We start from the raw sequence: 16,257 nt of genomic DNA, 5'->3' as shown, positions 1-16,257 counted from the left end.
ACGCGGCGGCTGCGTTGTGTATATTCACTGGTCGGTATACATAGAGGCATGAGCAAGCCGCCGAACTCCACGCGCGATCGTATCGTCGAGGCCGCCGGAAAGCTGTTCCACCGGGACGGCATCCGCGCCGTCAGCGTCGACGCCGTGGCGGCCAAAGCCGGGCTCACCAAGCGGACGATCTACTATCATTTCCGCAGCAAGGACGACCTGATCGCCGCCTATCTGCAGACCCGCGACCAGCCCAACGTCGCGATCTTCCAGCGCTGGTTCACGGACGCCGAGGGCGACACCGCCGACAAGGTGCGGGCGATCTTCGACCATCTCGCCGAGAACGCGCGCAATCCCCGATGGAAAGGCTGCGGTTTCCTGCGCACCTCGGTCGAGCTGATGAACCTTCCAGGACATCCGGCAATCCAGACCGGCCGCGCCCACAAGAAGCGCACCGAAGACTGGCTTTGCGGGCTCTTTGCGCAGGACCGCCCCGAGCAAGCGGCACGCAGCCTCGCCCGCCAGGTCGTGCTGCTGATCGACGGCGCCTTCTCGGTCGTCCTGCTCAACCGGGACGCCAGCTACATGGAAACGGCCGGCGAAGCCGCCGCGCGGCTGATCCGCGGATAAGCGTCAATCACAGCCTGACCGGAAACGCCCCGTTGAAATGATGCAGTGCCGTGCCAGCCGGCATACCCGGCCTTGTGCCGGGCATCCACGTGTCGCTGACGCAAACGCCGGAAAGGCGTGGATGGCCGGGACGAGCCCCCGGCCATGACGTATCTTTTGAGCGTCCGAAGCGATCGAGAAGTCGCTGAGTTCAGTTCGGATATTCAGTCAGAGTCAGGACAATTTGTACATTTTGTCGCAGGTATCATCTGACCGTTAACGCAACCGATCAAGATCGCCCCACGATTAGTCGAGAGGCGTTCAATGACCGATTTCACCATCAATCAAACCATCGATAATAATGGGCCGATCCAGCCGGCCGGTCGGCCGAACCTGGACAAGGGGTTCAACCCGTTGACCATGATCCTGTTTGTCGGGATCCTCGCAGCCGGAATGCTCTACGTCGCCTACAGCATCTATGTCGACGTCCAGGCCACCGGCGTCCGGGTCACGACCTACGTGCCCTACATTCTGCTGCTGGTCGCGCTGCTGATCGCGCTCGGGTTCGAATTCGTCAACGGCTTCCACGACACCGCCAATGCGGTCGCGACCGTGATCTACACGCACTCGCTTCCCGCCGAGGTGGCGGTGATCTGGTCGGGCTTCTTCAACTTCCTCGGCGTGCTGGTATCGACCGGCGCGGTGGCGTTCGGCATCGTGTCGTTGCTGCCGGTCGAACTGATCCTCCAGGTCGGCTCCAGCGCCGGCTTCGCGATGGTGTTCGCCTTGCTGATCGCCGCGATCATGTGGAACCTCGGCACCTGGTATTTCGGCCTCCCCGCCTCCAGCTCGCACACGCTGATCGGTTCGATCATCGGCGTCGGCGTCGCCAACGCCCTGCTGCGCGGGCGCGACGGCACGTCGGGCGTGGATTGGAGCAAGGCGACGGAGATCGGCTACGCGCTGCTGCTGTCGCCGCTGGTCGGCTTCGTCTGCGCCGCGGTCTTGCTGCTGCTGCTCAAGCTGGTCGTGCGTAATCCCAAGCTGTACACCGCGCCGGAAGGCGACGCGGCGCCGCCGTGGTGGATTCGTGGCCTGCTGATCCTCACCTGCACCGGCGTCAGCTTCGCCCACGGCTCGAACGACGGCCAGAAGGGCATGGGCCTGATCATGCTGATCCTGATAGGCACGGTGCCTACGGCCTATGCCCTGAACCGCGCGCTGCCGGATTCGCAGATCGCTCAATTCGAACGCACTTCGTCGGCCGCCTCGGCGGTGATCTCCGCCAAGGGCGCCGGCCATAGCATCATCGGCGATCCGCGGCCCGCGGTGACGCAGTATGTGTCGCAACACCACATCAGCGAAGGCACCTATCCGTCGCTGGCGGTGCTGGTGAAGGATATCGGCGATCAGGTGCAGCGCTACGGCTCGCTCAGCAAGGTCCCGGCGGAAGCCGTCGGCAACACCCGCAACGACATGTATCTGGCGTCGGAAGCGATCCGCTTCCTGATGAAGGACAAGGAGAACGACCTCAGCAAGGACGAGGTCGCCACACTCAACGCCTACAAGGGCTCGCTCGACAGCGCGACCAAGTTCATCCCGACCTGGGTGAAGATCGCGGTCGCGATCGCGCTCGGCCTCGGCACCATGATCGGCTGGAAGCGTATTGTCGTCACCGTCGGCGAGAAGATCGGGAAGTCGCACCTCACCTACGCGCAGGGCGCTTCGGCCGAACTGGTCGCCGCCGCGACGATCGGCGCTGCCGACGTGTTCGGCCTGCCGGTGTCGACCACCCACGTACTGTCGTCCGGCGTCGCCGGTACGATGGCGGCGAACGGCTCCGGCCTGCAGATGGCGACGATCCGCAATCTGCTGATGGCCTGGGTCCTCACCCTGCCGGCTGCGATCCTGCTGTCGGGGTCGCTGTACGTCCTGCTGTCGCGGGTGCTCTGACCCGCGTCGTCACGCGTATGCCGGGGCGTCAGAATGCCCCGGCCAGCGTCAGCCGCACGGCCAGCGGTTCGGCCGGATGCACGTGGCGATCGCCGACGCCGTCGAGCGGCTCGCCGGGCAGACGCGACAGATAGTAATACTCGATCTGGTTGGTCTTGGCGTTGAACAGGTTCAGCGCGTCGAGCTGCAAGCGGATGCCGTTGTCGAAGCGATAGCCGAGACGCGCGTTGAAGATCAGCGACGCCAGCGAGGTTTCGCTGCCGTCCTCGATGAGCGGCCGCGGCCCGAAGTAGCGGCCTTTCACGGCGCCGAACCAGCCGGTCTCGCGGCCCAGCGTCAGGCCCGCGCTCGCCACCCAGGCCGGCGCGCCCGGGATCAGGTCGCCGGCCGGATCGACATTGGTGAAGCGCGCGCGCGTATAGGCGACGTCGAGATCGAAGCCGAGCCACGGCAGCGGCTTGTATTGGCTTGTCCATTCGACGCCGACGCGGCGGCTGGGCCGGCTCGGCTCCGTGGTGCCGGCGTCGCCGACGAATAGCAGCTCGGAATCGAAATCGAGCACAAACACCGCGAGTGACGTCGTCAGCCCGGGGATCGAGCGGTTGCGAATGCCGAGCTCGGCGCCCTTGGAACGGACCAGCAACGGCACGCGGTCGAGCGGCGTAGTCTTGTCGTTCGGATCGACCGAGATGGTGGCGCCACGAATGTCGTTGCTGTGCAGCCCCGTGCCGGCATTGCCATAGAACTCGGTGGACGCCCACGGCCCCAGCACGATGCCGAATTTCGGACTGGTCATCGACGCAGACGCATTGCCGGAGTTCGCCGGCGTGTCACTGATGACGCGGCCGTTGAAGTAATCTTCGCGGACGCCGGCCGTGGTCCGCAGCCAGTCGGTCCAGCGCACCGTGGTGTCGGTCCACAGCCCCAGCGATTGCTCCGACACATCGTCGGCCCGCACCGTTGATAGCCAGTCGCGCTGCAACGTCTTGTTCAAGCCGAGGCTGATGCTGTCGGCGCGGCTCTGCAGTCCGACCCGCGTCTCCACTGGCAGGCCGGCGAAGCGATAGTTTAAGCGCTGGGTGCCATTGAGTCCCACCACCGTGCGGCGGTCGTACTGGTTGAATTGATCACCCTCGATCGGATTGTCGAGATAATAGGTGAAGTTGTTGTAGAGCTGCAGCGACGAGCGGATCACATAGGCGTTGAGATCGGTCTGCCCGATGTCGCTGGAGTGTGCGAACCGGCCGGAGAGACTGTAGCGGCTGGCGATGCCGCCGTCAGTCGGATCGAGCGAGCCGTAGCGGCCGATCAGGCCGTCGTCGATCGCGCGCTGCGCCACCTGATCGGTCGAGGTCCAGCGGTTGGCGTAGGCCATGCCGGTCAGCGAGAAGCCATCGGTCAGCGTGCCCTGGCTGTAGCGCAGCACGCCATTGAGCTTGCGGACGTTGTCCGGCACGTCCCAAGGGCCGTTATAGGTATTGCCCTCGAACGCCGCCAGCAACGTCCCCTCACCCACCGGGGTCGAGCCGGCGCCGAGCAGCCGGCGATAGCCGAAACTCCCGACCGTGATCTCGGCGAGATTCTTCGGCATCGCGCGCAAATACTCGATGCCCACCGCGCCGGCCGAACCGAAATCCCCGACATCGGCGAAGTACGGCCCTTTGCGCACGGTCATCGTGCTGATCAGCTCCGGGATTATGAAATTGATATCGGCGTAGCCCTGGCCGTGGCCATGGGTCGGCATATTGACCGGCATGCCGTCGACCGTGATCGCCAGATCGGTGCCGTGGTCGAGGTTGAAGCCGCGCAGGAAGTACTGGTTGGCCTTGCCCTCGCCGGAGTGCTGGGTGACGACCAGACCCGGCACCGCCTCCAGCACCTCGCCGACCCGCGCCACCGGCAGTGCATTCACCTCGGCCCCGCTGATGACACGGGTACTGGCCGCCTGGTTCTGCGGCGCGCTCAGCGGTACCGGGGGCGACGATGCACCGGCAACCGGCGCGGCAATTGCGGTCGCGGCTGAAGCGGGAGTTGGCGCCGTCCGCGCCTGATGCGAACCGGACCGCGGGGCCGGATGTCGCCGAGCCGTCCGATGCGGAGCGGCCGGCGCATCCACGGCGATTTCCGGCAGCGTCCGAAACTGCGCTTGCTGCTGCGCCTGAGCAGCCCCCATCCATGGAAAACTGATGATCGCGCAGGCCGCCCCGCCCCGCACCCAATGCCGGAAGTCGTACCAAGACACGCCGTCACCCTCGCGCCCCGCTTCGCTGCAAGACGCGCCCGCCCCAATCTGCTATCGCGGACGGCCCCGGCAGATCGCCCGTGCCGTCAGCGTGACACGGGCAGTATGACGATGTCAATAAAACTGCATACTCAAACGAGGCCTGCGATGCATCGCGTGACCATCACTTTGGACGACGACCTGATGGAGAAACTCGACGCCATCATCGCCGCCCGCGGCTACCAGAACCGCTCCGAGGCGATCCGCGATCTGGCACGGATCGGCATCCAGCAAACGGCGGCCCATTCCACCGACGATCACTGCGTCGGAGCGATGGTCTACACTTACGATCACTCCAAGCGCGACCTGCCACGCAAGCTGACGCAGAACTTCCACACCCATCACGACCTGTCGCGCGCAACCATGCATGTGCATCTCGACCACGATCAGTGCCTCGAGGTCACCATCCTGGACGGCAAGGCCAGCGAGCTGCAGCATTTTGCGGATCACATCTTCGCCGAGCGCGGTGTCCGGTACGGCCGACTGGTGACGATCCCGACCAACCCGGAGGATCATCACCACGATTGACATCGTCGGCCGAACGCAACCGATCGCTGTCGTACGCATCGGCCGGCGCCGCGTTGCCGCCGACCTCTGTTCGCCCCCCAGCGCTCTATTCCGGCCGGCAAATCGCACCGACTCCGCGCCGACTTCGGTTCTTAGCAAAGATGTAAACCGAAGGTGTTAGACCGTCCGTATTAAGCGACGGGGATATTGCAATGATTGATCCTTTGAAGGGTTTCTACGCGGCAGAATTTGAAACGGCCCGAAAGAAAGCGCACGGCGTCGTACTGCTCAGCGATGGAAAGATCCGGGGCGGCGACTCAAGCTTCGCCTATATCGGCTCCTACACTCAGTACGGACTTACCGTTTCGGGCAGCTTGCGCGGCATTCGCCACGCCCATGCCAACGATCCAGAGCGCATTTCGATCTTCGGCATCGACCCGGTCGAAGTCAGCTTCGACGGTGTCGCCAAGGATGGCTACGTCGCGATCGAGGGCGTCGCCCGGGAGACCCCGAGCCTGACGCTACGCGCCATTCTGACCCGCATCAGTGACTGAAGCGCGGTCGTCATCGATGATGGCAATCGTCACTTCAAGAACGGCGACATCCTCATGGCAATTCCCGAGAAACGTAAATTCCGCCGGGTCGCCTTCGATCGTGGAGTCGATGCCTGGATCATGTCGATCGACGGCACTTGGCGCCTGACGTGCAAACTTCGCGACGCGTCGGTGGAAGGCGCCCGGCTGGTGCCGTCCTCGCTGGAAAAGCTCAAGGAGAAAGAATTCTTTCTCCTGCTGTCCTCGACCGGCCTCGCTTATCGCCGATGCGAACTGGCCTGGATCAACGGCGATGAGATCGGTGTCAAGTTCCTGCGGATGAAGCGGTGACTCCGCTCATGTCGGCGGCTTGAGTTCTTCGGACGACAGCCAGCCTTCCATGGTCGCCTCGCTATCGAGTTGCCGCGCTCGCTCGATCAGGCGATCACGCTCGTCCCGCGGAGCAACCTCCGCCTGACCTCGCAAAGCGCAGGCCTCCTCCACCAGGCGTTGATGCAGAGACTTCGGAGCGGCCGATGAACGTTGCTGCATAGTCTCCTCCCATGTCGAGTGAAATGGCGGGAGCGCAAGAGTGCGATCTCATCACCGATGACTGCCTTAGACGGTGCGGTGACGATAACAGTATGGAGCGCACCTGCGCCGATTGCGAGGCGGCAAGAGTGCGCACCACGATGTGACAATCTGCATAACGACTTAGCTAAATATCGATCGGACGGATGATGGGAACCGGCTTGGGAACCTGGTTGCTGATTTGAATGGTCGCGATCTGCTCATATCGGCAGATCGAACGCTCACTGCCTCTCACGCCAGCGCGAGCAACCGCGGCACTTGCTCACGGATCGCGGCGGCCACGCTACGGTCGAGCCGGTCGAGCCATCGCTTCGGCAGCGCCGCCAGCCCATGGGTGGCGCCCGCCAGCATCGCCACGAGCGCCCCGGTCGTATCCGCGTCGCCCCCCTGATTGACCGTCGCGACAACGCAGTCTGAAAAGGTCTCAGTGCTGAAATAGTGATGCAGCACCGTCTGCATCGTATCGACCACGTAGGCCGAGGACTGCCCGTGATAGGGCTCGAACCTGAAGCTGCGATGGGTGTCCACCAATGCGTCCGCGATCGCGCGGGCACGAGAGCGCCCTTCGCCGGCGATCAGCGCCTGCAGCATCTGGACCAGTGCCAACGCCGCGCCGTCGGACAGCGGATGATGATGCGTGATGTGGCCTTGCGCCACCGTCCAGGCCTCCGCCTCGGCCGGTCGTCCAATCGTCGCCAACGCCAGCGGCAGGACCCGCATCGCCGCGCCATTGCCTGCGTCGCCCTCGAAGTATGGTCCTTCGACGGTCCCGTTGGTGATGTAGCGGCGAATGCCGCGGCGACAGGTGCTGCCGACATCGACCGGACCCGTCTTCAGCCAGGCGGCAAACTCCTCACACACGTCGCGGACGTCCAATCCGCCGCAGCGGATCAGCGAGCGGCCGAGCGCCAGCGCCATATCGGTGTCGTCCGTCACCTGTCCCGGCTTGAGCCGCAACCAGCCACCGCCGATGATCTCCTTGTGAACGCCGTAACGTTCCGCGATCTCGCGCTGGGTCATGAACTCGACCGTGGCGCCGAGCGCATCGCCGAGCGCGAAGCCGAGATAGGCTGCCAGTGCCCTGTCTTCGATGTCGGACCGTGTCATTGCGTTCCTCAGAAGTAACTCGCAGTGACGCGATAGGCGCCGCCGATCACCAGATACTCGCCCTCGCCCTTGAGCGGATGCGCGGCAAGCAGCTGGTTGAAAAACAGGATCTTCTGCACGGGCACCCGGACCGTCAGGATGGTGTCGCCGAAACAATCGGCGACGCTGCGGTCCGACGAAAACGAGGTCAGATTGTTGAGCCGCATCACCACCCGGCGCCGGTCGATCCGCTCGACGATCTGGTGTTCGTCGAAGGCATTGACGCCGCGATACAGCGTGACATGGCTGCAGCCGGCTGCCGCGAAATGCGCCAGCGCCCACTGGCAGAATTCGAACAGCAGATCGAGTTGAACGGTGATGGCGTTGTTGTGAAAGCGGCTCGACATCTTCTCTTCGACATAGCTCGCCCAGGCCGGGCACGCGGCCCGCTCGATCCGCTGCTTGTGAAAAGTCGGAAAGATGCCGAACCGGCTTTCCACCCAGCCCTTCAGCACGGCGCCTTCCGCCCCGTTGCTGTCGAAGCCCCAGCCCTTGATCAGATCGAGAAACGACGAGCGGAAGCGGCGACGCCCCGCGCCGGCGCGCTGCTCCGGATAGATGCCGAACAGCGCATTCATGTAGCAGGCGAACGCCTCCCCGGCGTCGGCGAGATCGGCCGCCTGACCGAGCATCTCGAAGAGGCTCGGATTCATCTCGCGCACGCCGGCGATATGGAGCGGCACCGGCTGATCGTTGAAGGCGACATCTGTGAGATATCCCATCGGCACGCCGACAAGATTGGTTGAATGACCGATGCCCGCCGCTGCGCTCAAGGATTCCGGCCTGCCGTTCGCGCCCGCGGGCGCTTCCAACGCTTCACAGGCGCATGGTTACCGGACGCGACCTCACCTGCCTATGCGCATCTCGGCTAGTCACATCGCCGGCACGCGGATCAGCGGGCGCGCGCCAACGTCTCCGACGGCAGTTCGCCGTGCTTCTGACGATAATCGTGGGCGAAATGGCCGAGATTGCTGAAGCCGCAGGCAAACGCCACCGAGGTGACCGATCGGGACGGCTCGCCCTGCAGCAGCAGTTCGCGCGCCTTGTTGAGCCTGACCGATTTGGCGAACGCCATCGGCGAGTAGCCGCGGTGCTTCTGAAATGCCTTGAACAGGCTGCGGACGCCGACGCTGGTCACCGCGGCGAGGTCGTTGATGGTGATCGCCCTGTTCCAGGAGGAGGCGATGAACTCCTCGGCGACGCGGACGTAGTCCGGCGCGCTGTCCGGGGCGTCGCGATCGAGCTGATCGCTGAAATTATGCCGGGCGACACTGAGCAACGACACCAACAAAGCACGCTCGAATTCGCGCAGCATCAGCGGCGGCAAGCGCGGCTGCGACGCATCGACGTGGCGGGCCAGCAGCATGGCGAAATCATAAACCGCCTGCGCGCCTCGATCGTCGATCGGCGCCGACGGGGCGAACACCAGCTTGCCGCGCGGCTTCACCCTGAGCATCGACTCCAGTGTCGCCATCAACGCGCCGTTCGGACAGCGGATGATGATCCGCTCGTCACCGCTGCGGAGATTGCCACGCAGTGCGACCTGTAAACGCGCGAAATCCGTCTCCGCGAGATCGGTTGCCGCGGTCGGCGTTCGTGAGCGACAGAAGCCGAACGTCACGACGTCCAGTTCGACGACACTGACGAGGCATTCGAAACCCTCTGCTTCTCCTGAAAAGGCTTGTGCACCATCGAACCCGATCAGCGCGTAACGCATATCTTGGGCGTCGGCGGCAGGGGCGGCCGGCGCCCGATTAGCCGGATAGTTGGCTTCGGTGGGCCGCTCGGAAGCGTCGGACATACTCGGAGAACTCCGTCGGTTGTCTGGATTGGCCAGATCTGCCCGCCGAACCTAGTGGTGGACCGCAGTCGCGACCGACCAATACCGCACATCCTGAGACGCCGCGGCCCTTTAGACGTCGGATTAGCCCTCCGACCGATGCGGAAATATCACAGTTTCTGAACGACATTCCGCCAAACGAGACTACTTCACTCCATTTCGGATGACTCATCGCCGTTCATGTGTCCCGTGAGCCCCGAATCGGGACCGGGTCGCCTCTTCACAGCTTGGTCGCGACCAATTCGGCGATGCGGTACAGCACCAGTCCGGCAGCCAACACCAGATATCCGCGAAGAACCACCATCCAAGTCCGGCTGAGCCCGGACAGGTGAGCCGCCGGGAGCGCTGTGAGCGGTTGCATCCGCCATTCCGTCGGATCGCCATAGGAGACGACCGCCGGCGGTGCAGCCTCCCGCACCTCGCCGCGTGGTCGCGATACCAGCATGACGATCAGCGAGAGTAGCAACGCGCCCGCGCCGCCACCCAGCAAAATGCCAACGATCCAGTCCTCACCGATGTCCGGATACAGCACCGAGGCGGTGAGGATCACCGACAGCAGCACCAGCACCGCGACAATCGCGCCGGTGAACAGGTTCTGGGCCCGGCCATTGGCCCACGGCCCGAGCACGGCCTTGTCGTTGCACAACAGCAGCAGGAACACCGTCGCACTGGGCAGCAGCACTCCGGCCAGCGTCTGCACCGCATTGGTGAGCAGACCGAGCGGCATCCCCGGCGTCACGACGAGCGCCGCCGCGAACGCGATCAGTCCGGCATAGACGGCGTAGAATCCCTTCGCCTCGCTGGGCTTGCGATGCAGCGAATGCGCGACCGCGAACACGTCGCCGATCGCATAGGCCGTCGCCAGCGACACCGCGGCGGCGCCGATGATGCTGGCGTCGAGCAGCGCCAGGGCAAACAGGATCGCAGGCAGCCGGCCGGCGGCCTGTTCGATGCCATGCGCGGTCCCGAGTGCGTCGGTATAGGCGCCGAATTCAGGTCGCCCGGCGAATGCCGCCGCGGAAAATCCGATCATCGCCACCGCGCCGATGATCACCAGCGCGATGCCGATGCACAAGTCCCAGCGCTCGTAGCGAATGAAGCGCGGGGTGATCCGCTTGTCGATCAGATAGCTCTGCTGAAAGAACAGCTGCCACGGCGCGATCGTGGTGCCGACGATCGCGATGATCAGCAGCATCACGTCGCTGAGCGGCGCCCCCTCCGGCATCTTGGGTACGAAGAAGTCGTGCGTCAGTTGCGGCAGCGGCGGATGCAGCATCAGGGCGATCGGGATCAGCAGCAGGCTGCCGCCGACCAGCACCAGCGCGAAGCGCTCGAAGCGGCGGAAGTCGCCGGTCGAAACCGCCAGCGTGATGATCAGCGCGGCGGCGATCACGCCCCAGATTTGCGGCAGCCCGAGATAGCGCAGCGCCAGGCTGACGCCGATGAACTCGGTGACCAGAGTCAGCGCGTTGAGCAGGAACAGATCGGCGACGCTGAACGCGCCCCAGAACTTGCCGAACCGCGCGAAAATCAGCCGGGCGTGGCCGACGCCGGTGACGGCCCCGAGTCGCACCACCATCTCCTGATTGACGTAGAGCACCGGGATCAGCAGGAGCAGCGTCCACAGCAGCGTGGTGCCGTAGTTTTGACCGGCCTGCGTGTAGGTGCCGAACGCGCCGGCGTCGTTGTCGCCAACCATCACGATCAGGCCGGGGCCGGCGATCGCCAGCAGCGTCTGCAGCCGCGCTTTCCAGGTGCGGCGCAGCGCGCGGTCATCGAGCGCGATAGTGCCGAACGCGCCGCGGATCTCGCCGAGATGCGCGCTGTCCAGCACGGCGCTGGGGCTGACGGCCGTGCAAGTCGACGCCGCCTCGATGGGGATGTGCTTGGTCATGTGGCTCTCCTGATCCGGCCAGCGCGCACGGGCCGGACCGGAGAGCAGCGTCAGTTGCCCTCGCTAGTCCGGCGCCCGATCGTCGCCGCCGCGGCCTGATGTTGAGTTCGGCAAGCCCGCCACGCACCGGATGGCGGCAGCGGGCAATCTGGGTTGATGGTCCATCGCGATGGTCTCCTGTCCGGCCGCGCGGCCGGACGTTATTGCTTACGCCGCGCGCGAAGGCGGCTGCTCGACGCGACTGCCGGCAGCGCCCTCGGCTTCGGCGCCCACGGCGTCATCGGCCGACGGCACGGCGGTCCAGGCGCCGGCCAGGTCGCCCGTCCGGGTCAGATGCCAATGGAGTTCGAGGGCCGGACGCCGCAGCCGGCGCACGCCGCCGCGCAGGTTGTCGTTGGCCGCGACGCGGGCATCAGCCGGGCGCGGTGAAAGGCCGGTCCGTGCCGGCCACCATGCGGTTTTGATTTTGATCGACATCACTCACCTCCACGGCCGCAGGCGCGGCGGGACGGTGAGATCAGGCGGCTAGCAGCGCACCTTGCTCACGCGGCCCAAACCGGTCGCGGTCCGATGTGTTGCGGTCGCGTTCGCCCGGACCGACGCCGGGAAAAGGCAACCAAAGCTGCTAGGGCCCATGTGCTCTTCGTTGGAAGGATGAAAAGTCGCGCGATAAAATGCGCGACCAAGCGGGTCCCTACGCCCGCACCGCAAACCAAGTCAACACAATTTCACGGGCGAAGGATTTATGCAGCCGCCTCGATCTGAATGCTGGCGGCAGCCGCCTCGAACCCATTGTCGGCATCAGCGGGACCGGCGGCGCGGCTCGTCTGTCTTCGCCTTGCACTAGCCGTCTCGCCGGCTCGGCTCTGGACGCTTCGGTTCTGGACTTTCAGCCCTGCGACGCGGGGCAGGACGACAACCGCCCTCTGCGCTCCCCATGCCCCTTCCGCCCCGGCGCCCCGTCTGCTAAGTGCCCAGGCGTCCAAGTCGGAAGGGTGGCCGAGTGGTTTAAGGCACCGGTCTTGAAAACCGGCGTGCCCGCAAGGGTACCGTGGGTTCGAATCCCACCCCTTCCGCCATAAACCGTTGATTGTATTTTACAAAATCTGTTGACGAGCGGAGCGCCGTTTTACAACCATACGGCGAAAGCGGGTTTCAACCTGCAACAATGCTGCAACAACTTTTCTGTTGCAGGCGGCCCCTCGGCGGCGACTTCGCCGGAACCGAGCGGCCACCCGGGAATCGCAGGCCGCCGGCTCCAATCGCAACGTTCGTCAATATCTGGCAGCCACACCTTATTACCGCGGCCAACTTTGGATCAGCGAATTGGGATGAGCATCGGCGCGCCGGCCATCCCGACCTTCCCCCTCCCACCGACCGACGCCGTGGCGAGCGGGATCGCCTCAGAGCCGTCCATCGGCCATTGCGCACCTCGATACTGTTCGCTCATCCGCGACGGGAACGATTGACCAAGCCTTCGTCCCCTCTTGGAGCGCGAGAGCGCGTTTGGCACGGCGCCCGAGTATCGAAACGCCAGCATCGTCGCCGACCATGCCGATGGCTCGAATGACGCCCTTACCCGGGACAACGCGAAGGAGTCTGTGCTTCGCGCCACCCACGGCACTACGAAAATATCGCGCCGGGGTGAGGCTCGCCGGCACCGGGCACTAAAGAACGCTGCCTAACCGTACGAGCGTCCTGACGTTGCTGGCACGATGCGGATAGTAAAGCTTGTCCGATCAAACAGGATTGCTCGAGGGCCTGCAAAGCCATCAGAACCTGAGCTGCGTGGGCCATGCCTATGGGAGAAGGACTCTCTCACTTCGAAACGCCATTGCGCTCAGGACGCTCGGCCCCGTCAAGGGGAGACCGGCTGCGCTTTCAGAGCTTCCCGGCACCTGATCATGCGCAACAAATAACTCATCTCCTACAGATTGTACGTCGTGAGCAACTCGAAAGCAGTTGCGCAATTCTGATTCAAACCCCGAAACAAACGTTTCGAATTTCAAAACTTGCGTTACGAAGTTCAACGCACGCGATTCGAACTTCAAGATTTCCGATTCAAAGTCCGAACAAGGCGCTACAGCATCAAACGACGTTAGTGAGCCCCACTGAAAGCCCGGCCCCATACGCTATCTCGTCTGGCAACTTCTACTGAGATGATCTAGTTGTTTTCAGAGCTTACGGAGGGCCTGAGGGCAATCGGCTGCTTCGGCAGTACAACTGACGTCACGCCGATAGCTGTGGGTGCAATCAGTATAGAGGAAAGATTGACCCTTACATTTCTCACAACAAGTAACCCAAATGGCAAGCGCTCGATCATGCCATTCCCAAACCCCGTTCCGCTTGCAACCACAGACTGCCTTATTCTACTCAGCGCGTCTTTGTCCCAATCATAACAAGGCTGAAGAAGGAACGGTAACGATAGCCAGGGCCGATTAAACGGGATCAGCGCATACTCAAATGTTACGTTCAAATTTCTGGCAGAGTCGATATAAGATCTTGGCTTCCATGGAAGTGAGCTCCCCCAGTCGCGCCTACCGATGGAGAGCATGCTTTCGCCAGAGTTTTCCCATTGAAGAACGTGCGAATCATACAGGTTTCGCAAACCCAGAGCACGTTCTGAACTTTCACGCATCTTTAACGCATCATATTCAGAAGTCAGCTGCTCGTATTGCGCGATGATCTCCTTTCCTTTCTCACCGTCGAGCAACCGGTTGAGCCTCGCTAGCAACTGCTTTCGCCGTTTAATTGACTTGAGGTACGCCCCCGACTTGGAGTCCAACGTCGCGGATGACTCCAGCTCCTTGAATAGGGATCTTACCTCCTCCAAAATTGTTAGATACTTTCGGAAACCCGGCGACGGCGTCAAAGGGATGCGCGGCTTGCCTTGCTTGTCTACGACATAAAGCAATTTCGCCAACACTCGCAGACGGTCAGTCTCCTGCTTCGTAAATGGGATATCGCACAGCTTCGCGTTCGCGATGACTGTAGAATACAATGCTGATATTTTCTCATTTAGCGGATGATAGATGGGATCGGGAGCGATTTGGCGCACAGCAAAGATTTTGACCAATGCATAATTCTGGTCTGAAAATAGGGCTTCCGGAAACACCGGAGATAGCGTAGCGGAAGTTACTATCAGTCGAGGAACAGCCAGCTGATTAAGAACATCGCCTTGAACCTCCGCGGCTATATTCGCAATCAGCTCAGAGAACGTCGCGCTCGAGTCCGCCGAGTATCCGCGGGTCACCGACACCGCGGATATCATCGTAAGCCAAATCGAAAGCCAGATCGCTCTCTTCACTATACTGGAGCCTTGCGAACCGCGCCTATGGTTAGTTTCATTGCAGCAGTAAATTTTTGATCTTGAGTTGCTCCAAAAACTTGTTGGCTCTTTCCGAAAGTGCACGACTGTCTAGATGCTCTGGTAAGGCGCTTGGCTTCTTTCCTGGTACCTGAGCATTGTCTCCCCAATTGTATTCAGGGTTCGGATTTGGGCTCTTGTCTAGCACCGCGACGAATACGCCAATGATTTGCGGGGTAGCAAAAGACACCTCCGCCGCTGAAGCGTTACCCTTGGTGTACGTTTTGTCATTGGACGAGTTTGTACGGCCTCCAAAACTGAACGGTCCCCAACCCACCTTGGCTCCGCCGCTTGTGACCTCCTTGAAAAACGTCTCCAGATCCTTCTGCCACGTCCCTTTTAGCTTTACGTTCTTCGCTACCAAAAATCCGACCGGAAGAAACGGCGACTGCCCCGTGGGCAGCACGTCTCCCGTCAGTGACCCGCCATCGGAAACTACCGTTCGGTCGATTGCACCATTCTTTGGCCACGCCCATGCATCCGACCTCAATAATGTCTCCTCCATCCAGGGACGGAGAATAGTCACTCGCATGAACTCACCGCTTACGAGATAATCAGAGACCTCATTTTGATAGAACTTCTTTTCCGTGTCTTTCGAATAATTGGCGTTCGCGCTCCATAAGCCCCAACCTCCCGAAACTCCTCCGCTCGTGTGAGTGACGGAATTCTCGACGGTCTTTTCTGCGTCCTTCTCACTCAGGCTGTAGCTCGTCCAACCGAGACTGGTGTTGAACCATTGCTTATAGGTTGGGTAGAACTCATAGGTCCCGTACTTTTGCCCGGCGTACGTTCGTGAAGCCAACGGATTATCCATACGAAGCTGAAGCGAGGCAAAATAGGTCTTTGGATCAAAGCGCTTCAACCTCACGTAATCGTTTACCGCGGCTTGAATGTCATCTGCTCTAGCGAATGCATTGAAATTACTTAGAGCTTGCTGGAATCTTACAACCTTGCTTGCTGGTGGATTCATTCCTGGATTGTTTCGAATCCAATCATCCGCATCGTCCTGGGCAGTTGCCAATTCGAGGCCAACGCGCTCCCATTTCAGATAATCATCGCTCTTCTCAAGAGTTTTGGGATCTTTGAAGAGAATAGATTCCGCTTTCTTCAAATCTTTCTTCTGATCGTCGCTCAGGTTGACGATGGGCAACTGCGCGTACGTAAGAATGTTCTGATAAATGGTGTACAGCTGACCTCCCTTCTGTTGATAAATCCAATTCGGGGTAAGAACCTTATCGGCGAAAGTCATCAACGAATATCGTTGGCTGTCGTTCTTCTCGAGATCCAGCTTGTCGTCAATGAGGACGCCTGGATTCATAAGCACGAGATACGTCTTGCCCGGGACTGCTATGTTTTCTCCCATGGTGAAATTATTCGCCAGACCAGTGTAGAGCTGTCGCATCTGTTTGAGCGATTTATCCTGGGCGTAAGCACTCTGGATACTTAGAGCCGCCAGGAACGCCATCGCAACGCAGCATTTCTTTGACAGTCTTAAAGTGACACGCCCGCCCATTTGCGCGCTCCCAAATCAAAATATTGACAATCAAA

At 61.8% G+C, this 16,257-nt stretch carries 13 protein-coding genes and 1 tRNA gene; 6 read left to right on the top strand and 8 right to left on the bottom strand.

The window, feature by feature from the left end; translation table 11 throughout:
* The first annotated feature begins 48 nt into the window (after positions 1–48).
* Together ACFFJ6_RS19335 and ACFFJ6_RS19330 are read left to right on the top strand one after the other, a co-directional pair.
* Positions 49–618, top strand: a complete 570-nt coding sequence (locus tag ACFFJ6_RS19335; protein WP_378390843.1) for a TetR/AcrR family transcriptional regulator — start codon at positions 49–51, stop codon at positions 616–618.
* Positions 619–921: 303 nt separating this feature from the next.
* Complete coding sequence (locus tag ACFFJ6_RS19330; RefSeq protein WP_378390841.1) at positions 922–2,550, top strand: inorganic phosphate transporter; 1,629 nt, start codon at positions 922–924, stop codon at positions 2,548–2,550.
* A gap of 28 nt (positions 2,551–2,578) precedes the next feature.
* On the opposite strand, the gene ACFFJ6_RS19325 is transcribed toward ACFFJ6_RS19330, so the two are convergent.
* Positions 2,579–4,723, bottom strand: a complete 2,145-nt coding sequence (locus ACFFJ6_RS19325) for a TonB-dependent receptor (protein ID WP_378392207.1) — start codon at positions 4,721–4,723, stop codon at positions 2,579–2,581.
* A gap of 216 nt (positions 4,724–4,939) precedes the next feature.
* Here ACFFJ6_RS19325 and nikR point away from each other — a divergent pair, with 216 nt between their 5' ends.
* From nikR to ACFFJ6_RS19310, 3 genes are all read left to right on the top strand, one after another.
* On the top strand, positions 4,940–5,359 hold the full coding sequence (gene nikR / locus ACFFJ6_RS19320) for a nickel-responsive transcriptional regulator NikR (RefSeq protein ID WP_378390839.1): 420 nt from the start codon (positions 4,940–4,942) through the stop codon (positions 5,357–5,359).
* 191 nt (positions 5,360–5,550) lie between these two features.
* The gene (locus ACFFJ6_RS19315; RefSeq protein ID WP_378390836.1) at positions 5,551–5,892 is read left to right on the top strand and encodes a GrlR family regulatory protein; all 342 of its coding nucleotides are present in this window, start codon (positions 5,551–5,553) and stop codon (positions 5,890–5,892) included.
* Positions 5,893–5,946: 54 nt separating this feature from the next.
* Positions 5,947–6,222 (top strand): PilZ domain-containing protein, encoded by a 276-nt coding sequence (locus tag ACFFJ6_RS19310; protein ID WP_378390834.1) that lies wholly within the window; start codon positions 5,947–5,949, stop codon positions 6,220–6,222.
* Positions 6,223–6,693: 471 nt separating this feature from the next.
* Here the strand turns inward: ACFFJ6_RS19310 and draG are convergent, their stop codons facing one another.
* From draG to ACFFJ6_RS19285, 5 genes are all read right to left on the bottom strand, one after another.
* A complete protein-coding gene (gene draG, locus ACFFJ6_RS19305; RefSeq protein ID WP_378390832.1) occupies positions 6,694–7,569 on the bottom strand; it encodes an ADP-ribosyl-[dinitrogen reductase] hydrolase in 876 nt (291 codons plus the stop codon).
* 8 nt (positions 7,570–7,577) lie between these two features.
* Positions 7,578–8,330, bottom strand: a complete 753-nt coding sequence (locus tag ACFFJ6_RS19300; RefSeq protein WP_378390830.1) for an NAD(+)--dinitrogen-reductase ADP-D-ribosyltransferase — start codon at positions 8,328–8,330, stop codon at positions 7,578–7,580.
* 170 nt (positions 8,331–8,500) lie between these two features.
* On the bottom strand, positions 8,501–9,409 hold the full coding sequence (locus tag ACFFJ6_RS19295) for an AraC family transcriptional regulator (protein WP_378390828.1): 909 nt from the start codon (positions 9,407–9,409) through the stop codon (positions 8,501–8,503).
* 259 nt (positions 9,410–9,668) lie between these two features.
* Positions 9,669–11,342: an NRAMP family divalent metal transporter gene (locus ACFFJ6_RS19290; protein WP_378390825.1), complete on the bottom strand. Its 1,674-nt coding sequence runs from the start codon at positions 11,340–11,342 to the stop codon at positions 9,669–9,671.
* A 207-nt stretch (positions 11,343–11,549) separates the two neighbouring features.
* Complete coding sequence (locus ACFFJ6_RS19285; protein WP_378390823.1) at positions 11,550–11,819, bottom strand: hypothetical protein; 270 nt, start codon at positions 11,817–11,819, stop codon at positions 11,550–11,552.
* A gap of 512 nt (positions 11,820–12,331) precedes the next feature.
* Between ACFFJ6_RS19285 and ACFFJ6_RS19280 the strand changes: the two genes are divergently transcribed.
* Positions 12,332–12,421 (top strand) — tRNA-Ser (locus ACFFJ6_RS19280).
* A 1,085-nt stretch (positions 12,422–13,506) separates the two neighbouring features.
* Here ACFFJ6_RS19280 and ACFFJ6_RS19275 read toward each other — a convergent pair.
* Both ACFFJ6_RS19275 and ACFFJ6_RS19270 read right to left on the bottom strand, forming a co-directional pair.
* The gene (locus ACFFJ6_RS19275) at positions 13,507–14,601 is read right to left on the bottom strand and encodes a hypothetical protein (protein WP_378390821.1); all 1,095 of its coding nucleotides are present in this window, start codon (positions 14,599–14,601) and stop codon (positions 13,507–13,509) included.
* 85 nt (positions 14,602–14,686) lie between these two features.
* A complete protein-coding gene (locus tag ACFFJ6_RS19270) occupies positions 14,687–16,222 on the bottom strand; it encodes an outer membrane protein assembly factor BamD (RefSeq protein ID WP_378390819.1) in 1,536 nt (511 codons plus the stop codon).
* Positions 16,223–16,257: the final 35 nt, after the last annotated feature.

The organism is Rhodopseudomonas telluris, assembly GCF_042432815.1.
GTDB classification, from domain to species: Bacteria; Pseudomonadota; Alphaproteobacteria; order Rhizobiales; family Xanthobacteraceae; genus Rhodopseudomonas; species Rhodopseudomonas telluris.
The sequence above is the reverse complement of the archived record's forward strand: the minus strand, read 5'-3'. Positions and strand labels throughout refer to the sequence as shown.

Coding starts and splice junctions, on each gene's coding strand:
- ACFFJ6_RS19270 (WP_378390819.1), bottom strand. CDS start 16,222: ATGGGCGGGCGTGTCACTTTAAGACTGTCAAAGAAATGCTGCGTTGCG.
- ACFFJ6_RS19325 (WP_378392207.1), bottom strand. CDS start 4,723: ATGGGGGCTGCTCAGGCGCAGCAGCAAGCGCAGTTTCGGACGCTGCCG.
- ACFFJ6_RS19315 (WP_378390836.1), top strand. CDS start 5,551: ATGATTGATCCTTTGAAGGGTTTCTACGCGGCAGAATTTGAAACGGCC.
- ACFFJ6_RS19290 (WP_378390825.1), bottom strand. CDS start 11,342: ATGACCAAGCACATCCCCATCGAGGCGGCGTCGACTTGCACGGCCGTC.
- ACFFJ6_RS19295 (WP_378390828.1), bottom strand. CDS start 9,409: ATGTCCGACGCTTCCGAGCGGCCCACCGAAGCCAACTATCCGGCTAAT.
- ACFFJ6_RS19310 (WP_378390834.1), top strand. CDS start 5,947: ATGGCAATTCCCGAGAAACGTAAATTCCGCCGGGTCGCCTTCGATCGT.
- ACFFJ6_RS19335 (WP_378390843.1), top strand. CDS start 49: ATGAGCAAGCCGCCGAACTCCACGCGCGATCGTATCGTCGAGGCCGCC.
- ACFFJ6_RS19285 (WP_378390823.1), bottom strand. CDS start 11,819: ATGTCGATCAAAATCAAAACCGCATGGTGGCCGGCACGGACCGGCCTT.
- ACFFJ6_RS19330 (WP_378390841.1), top strand. CDS start 922: ATGACCGATTTCACCATCAATCAAACCATCGATAATAATGGGCCGATC.
- nikR (WP_378390839.1), top strand. CDS start 4,940: ATGCATCGCGTGACCATCACTTTGGACGACGACCTGATGGAGAAACTC.
- draG (WP_378390832.1), bottom strand. CDS start 7,569: ATGACACGGTCCGACATCGAAGACAGGGCACTGGCAGCCTATCTCGGC.
- ACFFJ6_RS19300 (WP_378390830.1), bottom strand. CDS start 8,330: ATGGGATATCTCACAGATGTCGCCTTCAACGATCAGCCGGTGCCGCTC.